Genomic DNA, 13,039 nt, shown 5'->3' on the forward strand with positions numbered 1-13,039 from the left:
TTCCTGTGGCCTGGGTCACATGTGACGGGGCGTGCGAAAGGCCCCCGGATCGTGATCCGAGGGCCCTTGACGGGCGGGTCGGGGCCCTGTTCCGAAGCGCCCTCAGGCCTTGGTGTTCTCGGCCTGCATCGCCTCGATCTCCTCGTCCGACTCCCGGCCCGGAGTGGGGATGTCGAACTTCGTGATCGCGAAGCGGAAGACCGCGTAATAGACGACGGCGAAGCCCAGTCCGATAGGAATGATCAGCCAGGGCTTGGTGGCCAGCCCCCAGTTGATGACGTAGTCGATCAGACCCGCCGAGAAGCTGAAGCCGTCATGGACGCCGAACGCCCACGTCACCGCCATGGACACGCCCGTCAGCACCGCGTGCACCGCGTACAGCGCCGGCGCGACGAAGAGGAAGGAGTACTCCAGCGGTTCGGTGATCCCGGTGACGAACGAGGTCAGCGCCACCGACAGCATCAGCCCGCCGACCTCCTTGCGCCGCTGGGGCTTCGCGCAGTGCGTGATCGCCAGGGCCGCCGCCGGCAGGGCGAACATCATGATCGGGAAGAAACCGGTCAGGAACAGGCCCGCATCCGGGTCGCCGCTGAGGAACATGTTGATGTCGCCGTGCACCACCTCGCCGTTGGGCTTGGTGTAACTGCCGAACTGGAACCACACCGGCACGTTCAGGAACTGGTGCAGGCCGATCACCAGCAGCGCGCGGTTCGCGATGCCGAAGATTCCCGCACCCCAGTAGTCCAGGCCCACCAGCCAGTCGGAGAAGGCCTCCAGCGCGGCACCGATCGGCGGCCAGACCCAGAGGCAGAGCGCGGCGAACGCGATCGCCACGAAGGCCATGATGATCGGGACGAGCCGGCGGCCGTTGAAGAAGCCGAGCCAGTCCACCAGCTTCACCCGGTGGTAGCGCTGCCAGAACCAGGCGGCCAGCAGGCCCATGACGATGCCGCCGAACACCCCCGGGTTCTGGAAGGTGTATTGGGCGAAGGTGTCGTCCGGCCCCAGGCAGCCGCCCCCCACGTCCTTCGTGCCGTCCGGGCAGGGCACGGGGAACGCGCGCAGCACACTGCGGTAGACGAGGAAGCCGGCCACCGCCGCCAGCGCCGTCGAGCCGTCCGCCTTCTTGGCCATCCCGATCGCGACGCCGACACAGAACAGGAGCGGCAGACCGAGGTCCGCGTTGAGCAGCGCGCCACCCGCGGCGGCCATGACCTTGGCGATCTGGGGCCACACACCGGTGCCCTCGGCGTCGATCAGCCCCAGCCGGTTCAGGATGCCGGCCGCCGGCAGGACCGCGATGGGCAGCTGCAGGCTCCGCCCCATCTTCTGCAGCCCCTGGTAAAGGGTGTTGCGCCGCGACGGTCGCGGTACTGCGGCGGCGCTGCTCGCACTCATCGGCGTCTCCCTGACCGGCCCCGGATTTTTGGAAGCGGCAGCAGTTGCGTGCACACTGGTGTAGACCAGTTGTGGGCAGGTTGCTGCTGATCGTCATCATTCGACAGGGACCGGACACGCGCTCGCGTAGATGGGCCAACCGTGCGTTACCGTGACAAAGCGGGCCGTGCGGAGGGCTCCAGGTTCCGGCCGCTGAGACTCGTTCTTCGTATCACTCAGGGAGAAACACATGGCCACCAAGGCTGAGAAGATCGTCGCCGGGCTCGGCGGCATCGAGAACATCGAAGAGGTCGAGGGCTGCATCACCCGCCTGCGCACCGAGGTCATCAACCCCGACCTCGTCGACGAAGCCGCCCTCAAGGCCGCCGGCGCCCACGGCGTCGTCCGGATGGGCACCGCGGTCCAGGTCGTCATCGGCACCGACGCCGACCCGATCGCCGCCGACATCGAAGACATGATGTGATCCGGACTCCCTGAGTCCGGGCCGCTCGGCCCGAACGAAACCGAGCTCCCGAAGACCCCGTCCCGCACCCCGGACGGGGTCTTCGCGCAGGGGTGTCCCGATCCGGCCCGACCGGCAGGACACCACCCCGCCACCCACTAGGCTCGGAAACATGTCTCGCATCGACGGCCGTACGCCCGAACAGCTCCGCCCGGTCACCATCGAACGCGGATGGAGCAAGCACGCCGAGGGCTCCGTCCTCATCTCCTTCGGAGACACCAAGGTCTTCTGCACCGCCTCCTTCACCGAAGGCGTCCCGCGCTGGCGCAAGGGCAGCGGCGAGGGCTGGGTCACCTCCGAGTACTCGATGCTGCCGCGCTCCACCAACACCCGCGGCGACCGCGAATCCGTCCGCGGCAAGATCGGCGGCCGCACCCACGAGATCTCCCGCCTCATCGGCCGCTCGCTGCGCGCCGTCATCGACTACAAGGCCCTCGGCGAGAACACCATCGTCCTGGACTGCGACGTCCTCCAGGCCGACGGCGGCACCCGCACCGCCGCCATCACCGGCGCCTACGTCGCCCTCGCCGACGCCGTCGCCTGGGGCCAGCAGAAGAAGCTGATCAAGGCCGGCCGCAAGCCCCTCACCGGAACCGTCGCCGCCGTCAGCGTCGGCATCGTCGACGGCGTCCCGCTCCTCGACCTCTGCTACGAGGAGGACGTGCGCGCCGAGACCGACATGAACGTGGTCTGCACCGGCGACGGCCGCTTCGTCGAGGTCCAGGGCACCGCCGAGGGCGAGCCCTTCGACCGCAAGGAACTGAACGCCCTCCTCGACCTCGCCGCCGGCGGCTGCGCGGACCTCGAAGCCATCCAGCGGGGCGCGCTCGGCCTGTAGTCGGCACCCGTCGGCAACTGCCGGCAGTCGTCAGCACCCGTCGGCCCCCGTCGGCAACCGCCGGACACCGCCCGGCGTCCCTACGGGCAACGGGCGCGGGGACCTGGGCGCGGGCGCACGGTGACACCACCGTGCGCCCGCCCATGTCCGCCGCCGTCCGCCCACGTACTCGTACACGTCCACTCGGGAGAACCGCATGAAGCTCCGCATAGCGGCAGTAGCCGTGGCAGCCGTCCTGACCGTCCCGGCCCTCACCGCCTGCGACGCCATCTCCACGGCGATGGACTGCGCGAACACGGCGGTCGCCATCACGGACGGCGCCAACGACCTCCAGCAGGCCGTCTCCCAGGCGGGCAACAGCCCCCAGGACGCCAAGAACGCACTCGACCAGATCGAGACCAACCTCAAGAAGATCGGCGACCAGACGGACAACGCCGACCTCGGCAAGGCCATCGACTCGATGAACACGGCCGTCAAGAACGTCCGCACCGCCATCGACAGCGGCAACACCGTCCCGGACATCCAGCCGGTCGCGGACGCGGCGAGCGAGATCTCCAAGGTCTGCACCCCGGGATAATGAGGGCATGACCTCGACGCCCAGCCGCCTGATCCTCGCGACCCGCAACGCGGGCAAAGTCTCCGAACTGCGCGCCATCCTCGCCGACGCCGGCCTGCCCCACGGGCTGGTCGGCGCGGACGCGTACCCGGAGATCCCCGACGTCAAGGAGACCGGCGTCACCTTCGCCGAGAACGCCCTCCTCAAGGCCCACGCCCTGGCCCAGGCCACCGGCCTCCCGGCGGTCGCCGACGACTCCGGCCTGTGCGTGGACGTCCTGAACGGCGCCCCCGGCATCTTCTCCGCGCGCTGGGCCGGCCGCCACGGCGACGACCGGGCCAACCTGGAGCTGCTGTTGGCGCAGCTCGGCGACATCGCCGACGAGAACCGCAGCGCCCACTTCTTCTGCGCGGCGGCCCTGGCCCTGCCGGACGGCACCGAACGCGTCGTGGAGGGCCGCCTCCTGGGCACCCTGCGCCACACCCCCTCGGGCACGGGCGGCTTCGGCTACGACCCGATCCTCCAGCCCCTGGGCGAGACCCGCACCTGCGCGGAACTCACCGCGGCCGAGAAGAACGCCATCTCCCACCGCGGCCAGGCCTTCCGAGCCCTGGTCCCCTTCATCCGAGCCCTGCTGCCCTGACCCCGGATACGCCGAAGGGCGGTGTTCCCCGCAGGAGGAATACCGCCCCTTCGTCGTGGGCCCGGTGGGACTCGAACCCACGACACACCGGACCTAAACCGGCGCCCTCTAGCCAGCTGGGGTACGGACCCGTGCGACCACCTTACTGGTCGTGGAGGGCAGTTCGTTGCGAAGGGATGGCCTTCCCCGATCGCTTGGCGAAGCTCGGAGTCCGGCTGTGGCACGACGGGCACAAATGGCGAAGGTTCGACAGGCGGTTGTCCAGCCTGTCGCCGTTGACGTGGTCGATCTCAAGGACGAGTCGTCGGCCCCGTCAGATGTCCCCGATGCCGCACTCCGCGCAGACGTGAGGAACTCCGACGTCATCCAGGGCCCGGCGGAGTGTCGCCGTCTTGGTACGTGAGGAACCGGTCTCGAGCCGCCTGAGGATCTCTCCGGCGGACCGGCGTGCAGGAGAGCGGCTGCCGACGGTGTGGCCCTGACCGGTGAAGTGGTCGGTCGACAGGCCGTACTCCTCGATGCTTCGCCGTGCTCTGGCGCGCGCGGCTCCGTCGAACGGATGGAGGCCGAGGGCGCGCATGACGCTGCCCTGCTCTCCGACTCCGCGACAGCAGGTGCGATGTCCGCGTGGGGATCCCTTATGGATGTGTGTTGGTTCGTCCGATAACCGGAGCGGGCCGCCCCTGGTCAGGGGCGGCCCGCTCCGGGAGGACGGGGGCAGGGGTCAGATGCCCAGGTCCTTGATGATCTTGGCTACGTGGCCCGTCGCCTTCACGTTGTAGAAGGCGTGCTCGACCTTGCCCTCCTCGTCCACGACCACCGTCGAGCGGATGACGCCCGTGACCGTCTTGCCGTAGAGCTTCTTCTCGCCGAACGCCCCGTACGCCGCCAGCGTCTCCTTCTCCGGGTCGCCGACCAGGGTGACCTTCAGGTGTTCCTTCTCCCGGAACTTCGCGAGCTTCTCCGGCTTGTCGGGGGAGACGCCGATGACGTCGTAGCCGGCCGTGGCCAGGGCGTCCAGGTTGTCCGTGAAGTCGCACGCCTGCTTCGTGCAGCCCGGCGTCAGGGCGGCGGGGTAGAAATAGACGATGACCTTGCGGCCCTTGTGGTCGGCGAGCGAGACCTCGTTGCCGTCCGCGTCGGGCAGGGTGAAGGCGGGGGCGGTGTCGCCCGGCTGCAGTCGCTCGCTCATCTGACAGTCTCCTCGGGAGGGGATCGGTACGTCACGAGACTAAGCTGACAGACTGTTCACGGCGGACTACGCCCCCACACGATCACGACCACGACGACGGAGGCAGCGCGGTGTCGGAAGCCAGGACCCCCGCACAGATCGAGGCGGACATCGTCCGCCGCCGCGAGCAGCTCGCCGAGACGCTCGACGAGATCGGCGTGCGCATGCACCCGCAGACGATCATCGGGGACGCGCGGGCCCGGGTCGCCTCGACCGTCGACCAGACCGCGGGGCGGGCGTTCGCCACGGTGAACCGCGTCGTGACGGACGTGCGGGACGGCCTGCGCCACCCGGACGGCAGCCCGCGTCTGGAGCGCATCGTGCCCGTGGCGCTGGTCGCGGCCGGTCTGGTCGGGCTGCTCCTCGTCTCGGCGCGCCACAAGCGCGGATGACCCTGCGCGGTACGGGACGGGCGCGGGCAGGTAGGTTCGTGGCGTGAGCGAGAACACCACCCACGACAAGCTGCCCATCCGCATGCTGCACGACCGCGTGCTCGTGAAGTCCGACCTGCCCGAGGGCGAGCGGCGCTCCGGCGGCGGCATCCTCATCCCGGCGACGGCCGCCGTGGGCAAGCGGCTGGCCTGGGCCGAGGTCGTCGCGGTCGGACAGAACGTCCGGACCGTCGAGCCCGGGGACCGGGTGCTGTACGACCCCGAGGACCGTGCCGAGGTCGAGGTGCGCGGTGCGACGTACGTGCTGATGCGCGAGCGGGACCTGCACGCCGTGGCCGCGGAGCGGCTGGAGGGGTCGGACGACTCCACCGGGCTGTACCTCTGACCGGACCGATGGCTGCGCGCAAGGGCTGGTGGCCCGGGTCACCGGCCCTTTTCGCTGTCCTTTGCTACGGTGGGTGAGAACCCGACGAGACGCGCCGTACCGGGTACGCAAAGACGACGCACCCCGTATCGCTCGATGTCTCGGAGGTGCCGTCATGGCCTGGGTTCTTCTTCTCGTCGCCGGTCTGCTCGAAGTCGGCTGGTCGATCGGCATGAAGTTCACCGAGGGCTTCACCCGGCTGTGGCCCAGTGTGTTCACGGGGGCCGGGATCGTGGCGAGCATGGTGCTGCTGTCCTACGCCGCGAAGACCCTGCCCATCGGCACCGCGTACGGGGTGTGGGTGGGCATCGGTGCCGCCGGTGCGGCCGTGCTCGGTATGGCGGTGCTGGGTGAGCCCGTCACCGCCGCCCGGATCTTCTTCATCTGCCTGCTGCTGGTCGCCGTGGTGGGGCTGAAGGCGACCTCCGGTCACTGAGTCTGCGGCTACTCCAGGAACGCGGACGGCGGGCGCGGGCCCCCGAAGACCCCGCCGCCGTCCCAGCCGCCCGAACCGGCCCCGCCCTGGGTGCCCGTGGTGGTGCCGCCCTCGTCGCCCTGGCTGGTGCCGCCGTCGTCCTGGCCGCCCTGGGTCCGGCCTCCGGGGTCCCGGCCGCCCTGCGTGCGGCCGCCGTCGTCGCCGCCCCCGCCGTTCTGGCCCCCGTTGTCCCGGCCGTCCTGCGTGCGGCCGCCGGAGTCCTGTCCGCCGGAGTCCTGGCCGCCGGACGGCGGGGTCGGCCGCCGGGGAGGGGACGGGGTGCCGTCGCCCGGCGTCTCCTGCGGCGGGTCCGACTGCGTGGAGGGCGGCGGCGGGTGCTGCGCGGCGCCCGGCTGGAGGTCGAGTTCGAAGTCCACGGGGTCGGTTCCCTCCAGCGCGGTCTTCGTGTACGCGGCCCAGATCCGGGCCGGGTAGCCGCCACCGCCGATGCGGGACTCGCCGAGCGCCCCGTACAGCGACTCCAGGGTGCCGGTGTCGGGGTCCTGGCCCATCATGGCGACCACCGTGACGAGGTTCGGGGTGTAGGCCGCGAACCACGCCGAGCGGTCCAGTTCACCGGTGCCGGTCTTGCCCGCGGCCGGGTGGCCGGCGGTGAGGGCCGCCGTACCGGTGCCGTTGTCCACGACGCTGACCAGCATGGACGTGGTGGTGTCGGCGGCCTCGCGGCTGATGGCCTGGACGGAGTGGCGCTCGGGCAGGGCGATCTTGTCGCCGCCCTTCGCGATCTCCTCCAGGAAGGTGTACGGGGTGCGGCGGCCGTGGTCGGCGAGGGTCGCGTAGGCCTGGGTCATGTCGAGGACGCTGGCCTGGAGGGTGCCGAGCGCCATGGCCGGGCCGACCACGAAGTTCGGGGTGTCCTCGGGGATGCCGAGGTCGATGGCGGTCTTCTTGACCCTGGCGGTGCCGACGTCGACGGCCATCTGCGCGTAGACGGCGTTCACGGAGAGGTCGGTGGCGGTGGTGACGGTGATGTTCCCGTAGGAGATCTGTCCCTCGTTCTCCGGGGCGAAGCGGATCCGGCCGCCGACGACGGGTCGTTCGTTGTCGCCGTTGTAGACGGTGTGGGGGGTGATCCGACGGCCGTCCTGGGTGCGGGAGCCGTTCTCGACGGCGGCCGCGAAGACGAACGGCTTGAAGGTGGAGGCGACCTGGTAGTCGTGCCGGGTCGCGTTGTTCACGTACTGCCTGGTGTAGTCGACCCCGCCGTACATGGCGACGACCTTGCCGGTGGCCGGGTCGATGGAGACTCCGCCGGCCCGGACCACCCGGTCCGCCTTGCGTGCGTCGGGGTCGAGCTTGCCGAGCATCTGGTCCTCGACGGCTGCGACGAAGTCGGCCTGGCGGCGGCGGTCGATGGTGGTCGTGATGTGGTAGCCGCCCTCGGCGAGGGTCTTGTCGTCGAGGATCTCGCGGTCGAGGATGAACTCCTTGATCGCTTCGACGAGGTAGCCGCGCTGGCCGGAGAGGCCGGCGGCGGCCCGGACCTTGCCGGGCTCGGGGAAGCGGGTGGTCGCGCGTTCGGCGGCGGGCAGCCAGCCCTTCTTGAGCATGCCGTCGAGGACGTAGTTCCAGCGGGCGAGGGCGCGGGTGCGGCTCTGCGGGTGGGAGACGACGTCGAACGCGCTGGGGGAGTTGAGCAGGGTGGCGAGGTAGGCGCCCTCGGCGGTGGTGAGGTTGCCGACGTCCTTGCCGTAGTACGCCTGGGACGCGGCCTGGATGCCGTAGGCGCTGCGGCCGAAGTAGCTGGTGTTCAGGTAGCCCTCGAGGATGTACGCCTTGGACTTCTCGCGGCCGAGTTTGATCGCGATGAAGAACTCCTTGGCCTTGCGTTTGATCGTCTGTTCCTGGCCCAAGTAGTAGTTCTTGACGTACTGCTGGGTGATCGTCGAGCCGGACTGGGTGCCCTTGCCGGTGGCCGTGTTCCAGGCGGCGCGGACCATCGCCTTGGGGTCCACCGCCCGTTCGGAGTAGAAGTCCCGGTCCTCCGCGGCCAGTACGGCCTCCTGGACGGTCAGCGGGATCTGCGAGAGGGGCACGTTGACGCGGTTGACCTCGCCGTCGCGGGCGATCTGGGAGCCGTCGGAGTAGAGGTAGACGTTGGACTGCGCGGTCGCGGCGGCGTTGGCCGGCGGGATGTCGACCAGCAGGTAGCCGGCCACCAGGCCGCCGCCGATCAGGAGGGCCAGGAGCAGAACGGCGCCGAGGACCATGCGCCAGGTGGGGAGGAGGCGCCGTCGGGCGGTCCGCCTGCGGCGGGCGTTCCCGCCGGGCCCGCCGGGTCCTCCCGGTCCGCCGGCACCGGAGGGTCCACCGGCACCGGCGGGATCGTCGGGCGGGGTGTCCGGGTCGCGAGGGGTCCAGCCCGCGGGTGGTGACTGGTCGCTCATCTCCAGGACTCCTCGACGCTGTTCGAAATATCCACTTCTGTACCTCATGGTGTCTACCCGATGGCCGGTGACCACCGCCCCGGACAGGGGTAAATCGGTCGCGTGGCTCGCCCCTCCGCACTAAGCTCGCGCGCTTTGGCCGACGTAGGAACGACGTGGAAAACGGAGGGGATACGGTGCGCCAGAGAGTGCGCCTCTACGCGGCGGTCGCGGCCGGCGGGTTCCGGCGATACGCCACCTACGGCGCGGCGACCGCGGCGGGCGTGTTCACCAATACCGTGTTCGGGTTCATCGTCGCGTTCACGTACGCCGCCTTGTGGGACCAGCGCCCGGGGCTCGGCGGCTACGACCGGGCCCAGGCCCTGACCTTCGTCTGGGTGAGCCAGTCGCTGCTGGCGGCCGGGGCGTTCATCGGCGGCGGGTTCCAGGAGGAGATCCAGGAGCGGGTCCGCACCGGCGACATCGCCGTCGACCTCTACCGGCCCGCGGACCTGCAGATGTGGTGGCTCGCGGCCGACCTGGGCAGGTCCGCCTTCCAACTGCTGGGGCGCGGGCTGGTCCCGCTCGTGGCGGGGGCGCTGGCCTTCCAGCTGGCGCTGCCCTCGGACCCGTGGCGGTGGCTGCTGTTCCTGGTCTCCGTCGTGCTCGGTCTGGTGGTCAGCTTCGCCGTGCGCTACCTGCTGGGGCTGCTGGCCTTCTGGCTGATGGACGGGTCCGGGATCAACCTGATGGCGACCGTCGTCTCGATCTTCTTCTCGGGGATGCTGCTGCCCCTGACCGTCTTCCCCGGCGCCTTCGGCGAGTTCGTGCGCGTACTGCCCTGGGCGGCCATGCTCCAGGTGCCGATGGACGTGCTGCTGGGCGTGCACTCGGGAGCCGGGGACGCGGTCGGCGCGCTGGGCTTCCAGGCCGGCTGGGTCCTCGTACTGCTGGGCGCCGGGCGGCTGTTGCAGTCGGCGGCGACGCGGAAGGTGGTGGTCCAGGGTGGCTGAGGCGACCGGGAGGGCAGGGACGGCCGGGCCGGCCGAGACGCTGCGGGAGCGGGAGCTCACCGGTCCGGAGGTGCCGCGGGCTCGCGGCCGGGTCCGGGAGGGGCTGCGCGGCTACGGCCTGATCGTGGCCATGTGGATCCGGTCGACGATGACGTACCGGACCTCCTTCGTCCTGTCGACGGTGGGGAACGCGGCGATCACGCTGCTGGACTTCGTCGCGATCTCCATCATGTTCTCGCACGTGGACGTCCTCGGCGGCTTCACGCTGCCCGAAATCGCCCTGCTGTACGGCTCCTGTTCGGCGTCCCTGGGACTGGCGGACCTGCTGCTGGGGAACACCGACCGGATCGGCGCCCGGATCCGCGACGGCTCGCTCGACACCATGCTGGTGCGTCCGGTCCCGCTGCTGGTGCAGGTCGCGGCCGATCGCTTCGCGCTGCGCCGACTGGGCCGGGTCGTGCAGGGGCTGGGGGTGCTGGGCTGGGCGCTCTGGTCGCTGGAGGTGGACTGGACGGCCGGGAAGGCCTTGCTGGTGCCCGTGATGCTGCTGTCCGGTGCGGCGATCTTCGCGGCGGTGATGGTGGCCGGGGCCGCCTTCCAGTTCGTCGCCGGGGACGCGGCGGAGGTCCAGAACTCCTTCACCTACGGCGGCTGCACGATGCTGCAGTACCCGCCGACGGTCTTCGCGACGGAGCTGCTGCGCGGGGTGACCTTCATCGTCCCGCTGGCCTTCGTCAACTGGCTGCCCGCGCTGTACGTGCTGGGGCGGCCCGATCCGCTGGGACTGCCGGGGTGGGTCGCGTTCCTGAGCCCGCTGGTGGCCCTCGTGGTGTTCGTGCCCGCGTCGCTGGCCTGGCGCGCGGGAGTCCGTTCGTACCGGAGTACGGGGAGCTGAGCCGTGGTGGACGTTGATGCGCTGATCTCGCTGGACGGGGTCGAGAAGGTCTTTGACGTACGGCGCCGAGTGGGCCTGATGCGCCGGGAGAAACGCCAGGTCAGGGCAGTGGACGGGATCAGCTTCACGGTCGCGCGGGGCGAGATGGTCGGCTACATCGGGCCCAACGGGGCCGGCAAGTCGACCACGATCAAGATGCTGACCGGCATCCTGAACCCGAGCGGCGGCCGGCTGCGGGTCGCGGGCATCGACCCGGCGCGGGAGCGGGTGCGGCTCGCGCACCGGATCGGCGTGGTGTTCGGCCAGCGCACCACGCTGTGGTGGGACCTGCCGCTGAAGGACTCGTACGGGCTGATGCGGCGGATGTACCGGGTACCGAGGGCGCGGTTCGAGGAGAATCTTGAGCGGTGCGTGGACCGCCTGGACCTGGCCGAACTGCTCGACGTGCCGGTGCGCCAGCTGTCGCTCGGGCAGCGGATGCGCGGCGACATCGCGGCGGCGCTGCTGCACGATCCCGACGTGCTGTACCTGGACGAGCCGACGATCGGGCTCGACGTGGTGAGCAAGGCGAAGGTACGGGGCTTCCTGCGGCAGTTGAACGAGGAGCGCGGCACGACGGTGCTGCTGACCACCCACGACCTCCAGGACATCGAGCAGCTCTGCGAGCGGGTGATGGTCATCGACCACGGGCGGCTGATGTACGACGGGGCGCTGGGCGGGCTGCACGCGGCGGGGTCGGCGGGGGAGAGCGAGCGGACGCTGGTGGTGGACCTGGAGCGGGAGGTGGCGCCGATCAGCGTGCCGGGGGCGAGGGTGGTGAAGGTGGAGGGGCCCAGGCAGTGGCTGGCGTTCCCGGCGGGGCAGTCGGCCGCGCCGCTGGTGTCGGCGGTGGCGGCGGAGTACCCGCTGGTGGACCTTTCGGTGCGGGAGCCGGACATCGAGGACGTGATCGCACGGATGTACGCGGGGCGGGACTGAGCGGGGGCCGCGCGCGGCGGCGGCTCGGGCGCGGCTCGGGGGCGGCTCGGGCGCGGCTCGGGCGCGGCTCGGGGGGTGGTCGCAGGGTTCGGGCGCGGCTCGGGGGTGGTCTCAGGGTTCGGTGGGGGACGGTCTCAGGGGCCGGACCATACAACTCCCGCGCGTGCGTGCATAGTCTGGTGCGCATGAGTGACGAGCGGCCGGAGAAGCCGTTGCCGGAGTTGAGGGCGTCGGATGCCGACCGGGACCGGGTGGTGGAGCGTCTGCGCGACGCCGTCGCCGAGGGCCGGCTCGACATGGAGGAGTTCGAGGAGCGGCTGGAGGCGGCGTACAAGTCCCGTACGTACGCGCAGCTGGAACCGCTGACGGCGGACCTGCCGGCGGCCACCGGCCCGGCGGCCGCGCCGCCCGCGGCGGCGGCAGCCGGGGCTGCCGCCTGGCCGGGCCGGATCGGCGGGACGGGCTCGTCGTCGCTGGCCGTCGCGGTGATGTCGGGCTTCCAGCGCAAGGGCCGCTGGACGGTCCCGGCCCGCTTCGACGCGGTGGCGTTCTGGGGCGGCGGGGAGCTGGACCTGCGCGAGGCGGACTTCGCGCAGCGCGAGGTGGTGATCAACTGCGTCGCGATCATGGGCGGCATCGAGATCACGGTGCCGCCGGGGGTGGACGTGGACGTGCGGGGCTTCGGCTTCATGGGCGCCTTCGACCAGCGCGACAGCCCGGGCCCGACGGAGCCGGGCGCTCCGCGGGTGGTGGTGACGGGCTTCGCCTTCTGGGGCGGCGTGGAAATCAAGATCAAGCACCCCAAGCCCCCACGGGGCGGCTTGTCCCTCCGCAAGGATCCGTGACGCTCCCGCTGCGCGGCTCGGCGGTGTGGCTGGGCTCCCGCCGGGCGTGCCAGGGTTGCGGCTGGGCGGGGGTGCCCTGTGGCTCCCGCCGGGGGTGGCCACGGTTCCGGCGGGGCGGTGGTGTCCTGTGGCTCCTGCCGGGGGTGGCCACGGTTCCGGCGGGGCGGTGGTGTCCTGTGGCTCCTGCCGGGGGTGGCCATGGTTGCGGTTGGGCGGGGGTGATGGGGTGTGGGGCGGTGCCCCGGCGGAGTGTCTCCTCGGCCGGGTCGCTGCGCGGGCTCGGCGATAGGAGCTGTTCCTGCGGGGCGGGGGTGCCCTGCGGCTCCCGCCGGGGGTGGCCATGGTTGCGGTTGGGCGGGGGTGATGGGTGTGGGGCGGTGCCCCGGCGGAGTGTCTCCTCGGCTCGGCGCGTGCGGCTTTGTCGTGATGAGGCGACCCTGGTTGCGCGCTCGTCCTGCGGGG

15 protein-coding genes, 1 tRNA gene and 1 riboswitch are annotated in these 13,039 nt (G+C 71.0%); of the genes, 11 read left to right on the plus strand and 5 right to left on the minus strand.

The features are described 5' to 3' along the window. Nucleotides 1-102: 102 nt before the first annotated feature. On the minus strand, nucleotides 103-1,398 hold the full coding sequence (locus tag IH80_RS0122515) for a PTS transporter subunit EIIC (RefSeq protein ID WP_030962815.1): 1,296 nt from the start codon (nucleotides 1,396-1,398) through the stop codon (nucleotides 103-105). Between the two features lie 229 nt (nucleotides 1,399-1,627). Here IH80_RS0122515 and IH80_RS0122520 point away from each other — a divergent pair, with 229 nt between their 5' ends. The 4 genes from IH80_RS0122520 (at nucleotide 1,628) to rdgB (ending at nucleotide 3,937) form a co-directional block, all read left to right on the plus strand. Further along, entirely contained in the window at nucleotides 1,628-1,861 is a 234-nt protein-coding gene (locus IH80_RS0122520) for a glucose PTS transporter subunit EIIB (RefSeq protein ID WP_030662640.1), read from the plus strand. Nucleotides 1,862-2,012: 151 nt separating this feature from the next. Then, nucleotides 2,013-2,738 (plus strand): ribonuclease PH, encoded by a 726-nt coding sequence (gene rph / locus IH80_RS0122525; protein WP_030962816.1) that lies wholly within the window; start codon nucleotides 2,013-2,015, stop codon nucleotides 2,736-2,738. 196 nt (nucleotides 2,739-2,934) lie between these two features. Then, entirely contained in the window at nucleotides 2,935-3,315 is a 381-nt protein-coding gene (locus IH80_RS0122530) for a hypothetical protein (protein WP_030962817.1), read from the plus strand. Nucleotides 3,316-3,322: 7 nt separating this feature from the next. Beyond that, the gene (gene rdgB, locus IH80_RS0122535) at nucleotides 3,323-3,937 is read left to right on the plus strand and encodes an RdgB/HAM1 family non-canonical purine NTP pyrophosphatase (protein ID WP_030962820.1); all 615 of its coding nucleotides are present in this window, start codon (nucleotides 3,323-3,325) and stop codon (nucleotides 3,935-3,937) included. Between the two features lie 56 nt (nucleotides 3,938-3,993). Here the strand turns inward: rdgB and IH80_RS0122540 are convergent. The 3 genes from IH80_RS0122540 to bcp form a co-directional block, all read right to left on the minus strand. Beyond that, a tRNA-Leu gene (locus tag IH80_RS0122540) sits at nucleotides 3,994-4,068 on the minus strand. An 11-nt stretch (nucleotides 4,069-4,079) separates the two neighbouring features. Beyond that, nucleotides 4,080-4,226, minus strand: coding sequence for an HNH endonuclease (locus IH80_RS46150; RefSeq protein ID WP_234432345.1), 147 nt, complete (start codon nucleotides 4,224-4,226; stop codon nucleotides 4,080-4,082). A 435-nt stretch (nucleotides 4,227-4,661) separates the two neighbouring features. After that, entirely contained in the window at nucleotides 4,662-5,129 is a 468-nt protein-coding gene (gene bcp, locus IH80_RS0122550; protein WP_030962821.1) for a thioredoxin-dependent thiol peroxidase, read from the minus strand. 110 nt (nucleotides 5,130-5,239) lie between these two features. Between bcp and IH80_RS0122555 the strand changes: the two genes are divergently transcribed. From IH80_RS0122555 to IH80_RS0122565, 3 genes are all read left to right on the plus strand, one after another. After that, nucleotides 5,240-5,560 carry a DUF3618 domain-containing protein gene (locus IH80_RS0122555; protein WP_030962822.1) on the plus strand — a complete coding sequence of 107 codons (321 nt, stop codon included), beginning with the start codon at nucleotides 5,240-5,242 and terminating at the stop codon, nucleotides 5,558-5,560. A gap of 43 nt (nucleotides 5,561-5,603) precedes the next feature. After that, complete coding sequence (locus IH80_RS0122560; protein WP_030852162.1) at nucleotides 5,604-5,945, plus strand: GroES family chaperonin; 342 nt, start codon at nucleotides 5,604-5,606, stop codon at nucleotides 5,943-5,945. Nucleotides 5,946-5,998: 53 nt separating this feature from the next. Then, nucleotides 5,999-6,068, plus strand: a riboswitch (guanidine-III (ykkC-III) riboswitch). A 31-nt stretch (nucleotides 6,069-6,099) separates the two neighbouring features. Further along, a complete protein-coding gene (locus IH80_RS0122565; RefSeq protein ID WP_030158619.1) occupies nucleotides 6,100-6,420 on the plus strand; it encodes a DMT family transporter in 321 nt (106 codons plus the stop codon). A gap of 8 nt (nucleotides 6,421-6,428) precedes the next feature. Here the strand turns inward: IH80_RS0122565 and IH80_RS0122570 are convergent, their stop codons facing one another. Next, the gene (locus IH80_RS0122570; RefSeq protein WP_078906692.1) at nucleotides 6,429-8,867 is read right to left on the minus strand and encodes a transglycosylase domain-containing protein; all 2,439 of its coding nucleotides are present in this window, start codon (nucleotides 8,865-8,867) and stop codon (nucleotides 6,429-6,431) included. Nucleotides 8,868-9,055: 188 nt separating this feature from the next. Here IH80_RS0122570 and IH80_RS0122575 point away from each other — a divergent pair, with 188 nt between their 5' ends. From IH80_RS0122575 to IH80_RS0122590, 4 genes are all read left to right on the plus strand, one after another. After that, nucleotides 9,056-9,859, plus strand: a complete 804-nt coding sequence (locus tag IH80_RS0122575; protein ID WP_030962825.1) for an ABC transporter permease — start codon at nucleotides 9,056-9,058, stop codon at nucleotides 9,857-9,859. After that, complete coding sequence (locus tag IH80_RS0122580; protein WP_420708828.1) at nucleotides 9,852-10,754, plus strand: ABC transporter permease; 903 nt, start codon at nucleotides 9,852-9,854, stop codon at nucleotides 10,752-10,754. Before IH80_RS0122575 ends, IH80_RS0122580 begins: the two co-directional genes overlap by 8 nt. A 3-nt stretch (nucleotides 10,755-10,757) precedes the next feature. After that, on the plus strand, nucleotides 10,758-11,732 hold the full coding sequence (locus IH80_RS0122585) for an ABC transporter ATP-binding protein (protein ID WP_420708829.1): 975 nt from the start codon (nucleotides 10,758-10,760) through the stop codon (nucleotides 11,730-11,732). Between the two features lie 185 nt (nucleotides 11,733-11,917). Then, on the plus strand, nucleotides 11,918-12,577 hold the full coding sequence (locus IH80_RS0122590; protein ID WP_030962829.1) for a DUF1707 SHOCT-like domain-containing protein: 660 nt from the start codon (nucleotides 11,918-11,920) through the stop codon (nucleotides 12,575-12,577). The last annotated feature ends 462 nt before the right edge of the window (nucleotides 12,578-13,039 follow it).

This window comes from Streptomyces sp. NRRL S-378, assembly GCF_000720645.1.
Taxonomy (GTDB): domain Bacteria; phylum Actinomycetota; class Actinomycetes; order Streptomycetales; family Streptomycetaceae; genus Streptomyces.